This is a genomic window from Salegentibacter profundi (assembly GCF_054121475.1).
Map to the genome: position 1 here is coordinate 1 of NZ_JBSYGG010000025.1, position 1,721 is coordinate 1,721.

Below are 1,721 nucleotides of genomic sequence, written 5' to 3' on the forward strand. Positions count from 1 at the left end.
GCTAAGGTGCGGGCTACGCTTTCTCCAAGCCCTCCAAGGAAGTTGTGCTCTTCGGCGCTCACCACACATCCGGTTTTCTTCACTGATTTTAAGATAGCCTCTTCATCCAGGGGTTTGATGGTATGGATATTTATCACCTCGGCGCTGATCCCTTTCTCTGAAAGTTTGTCTGCAGCCTGAATGGCTTTCCATACCAGGTGTCCAGTGGCGATAATACTCACATCTGTACCTTCATAAAGATGCACGGCTTTTCCGATTTCAAAGTGCTGATCTTCCGGGGTGAAATTGGCTACTTTTGGCCTGCCAAAACGAAGGTAAACCGGTCCCTGATGGGCTGCGATGGCCATAGTAGCTGCTTTGGTTTGATTGTAATCACAGGTGTTGATCACGGTCATTCCAGGCAACATCTTCATAAGCCCGATATCCTCGAGGATTTGATGGGTGGCTCCGTCTTCTCCAAGGGTTACCCCTGAGTGACTTGCACAAATCTTTACATTCTTCCCGGAATAGGCCACACTCTGTCTTATTTGATCGTAGACCCTGCCGGTAGCAAAATTAGCGAAGGTGCCGGCAAAAGGTATTTTCCCTCCTATGGTCAAACCAGCGGCAATACCAATCATATTAGCCTCGGCAATGCCGACCTGGAAAAAACGCTCTGGGTTTTCATCGATGAAATCCTGCATTTTCAGTGAACCTACAAGATCGGCGCAAAGGGCTACAACATTTGGGTTCGTCCTGCCCAGTTCGGTAAGTCCATCACCAAAACCGGAACGGGTATCTTTTTTTCCTGTATCTGTATATTTTTTCATGTTGAAATTTTATTGTCATTTCCGCCTGGGCGAAAATCTATTTTATTTTCCTCCAAACCATCAAGATGAGGGGCGGTTTTTTTAATAGTCTCCTAGGGTTTCAGGGTTTTGTGCAAGGGCTTTTTCAAGCTGCTCGTCATTGGGTGCTTTTCCATGCCAGGCATGGGTATGCATCATGAAATCTACGCCATGGCCCATGACCGTAGTCATTAAGATACAAACAGGTTTTCCTTTTCCAGTATGTGTTTTAGCTTCCCTTAGACCCTCAATGACCTGTTCCATATCATTGCCATCTTCTATTTCAATAACGTCCCAGCCAAAAGCTTCGAACTTCTTTTTGAGATTGCCCATAGGAAGTACGGTTTCCGTGCTCCCGTCAATTTGCTGACCGTTGAGATCTACCGTGGCAATAAGGTTGTCCACCTTATTGGCCGCTGCATACATAATGGCTTCCCAGTTCTGACCTTCCTGCAATTCTCCATCGCCATGAAGGGAAAAAACAAGGTGTTTATCCTTGTTTAATTTCTTGGCTTCGGCAGCACCAATGGCCACGGACATGCCTTGTCCCAGTGAGCCTGAAGCCACGCGTATTCCAGGCAGGCCTTCGTGGGTGGTCGGGTGACCCTGCAAGCGGGAGTCAATAAGTCTGAAGGTATTGAGTTCCTCTACAGGGAAATACCCGGTCCGGGCAAGTACACTGTAAAACACCGGGGAGATATGGCCATTGGAAAGGAAGAATAGGTCCTCGTCTTTCCCATCCATATCAAAATTGGTGTTGTGCTGCATTACCTCCTTGTAGAGCGCTGTAAAAAATTCGGTACAGCCAAGGGAACCTCCGGGGTGTCCCGAATTAACCTTGTGTACCTGTCTTAAAATATCCCTGCGCACCTGCGTGGCAAAGTCTTTTAATTC

At 47.3% G+C, this 1,721-nt stretch carries 2 protein-coding genes; both read right to left on the reverse strand.

The features are described 5' to 3' along the window. A partial coding sequence (locus ACW6NC_RS16035) for a transketolase family protein (RefSeq protein ID WP_457867575.1) occupies nucleotides 1-809 on the reverse strand: 809 nt, incomplete at its 3' end. A gap of 81 nt (nucleotides 810-890) precedes the next feature. Next, the coding region (locus tag ACW6NC_RS16040) for a transketolase (protein WP_457867577.1) at nucleotides 891-1,721 on the reverse strand (831 nt) is incomplete at its 5' end.